Source organism: Alcanivorax sp. HI0044, from assembly GCF_001634945.1.
In genome coordinates, this window is sequence record NZ_LWEZ01000946.1 from 1 (window position 1) to 280 (window position 280).

Consider the following 280-nt stretch of genomic DNA (forward strand, 5'->3'; position numbering starts at 1 on the left):
CCATGACGAACTGGATAATATTGCCGCCGCCCTCAACACCATGCGAGAACGGCTCCTGCAGGACATCAACGCCCGCCGCGACGCGGATCGTGCACTGCTACAGGAACGACAGCTGCGTCTGGATAATGAAGAACGGCGCATCCACGCTGAAAGCGCCAACGACGCCAAAAGCACCTTCATGGCCACCATGAGCCATGAAATCCGCACGCCCCTTAACGGCATCATCGGCATTATCGACCTGATGCAGAACAGCACGCTGAGTAATCAACAGGCGCACTAC

At 57.1% G+C, this 280-nt stretch carries 1 protein-coding gene; it reads left to right on the top strand.

Going from position 1 to position 280, the window contains the following annotated elements; all coding sequences use genetic code 11:
* Window positions 1–280: histidine kinase dimerization/phospho-acceptor domain-containing protein (locus A3730_RS11070; protein ID WP_304439490.1), on the top strand; the 280-nt coding region annotated here is incomplete at both ends.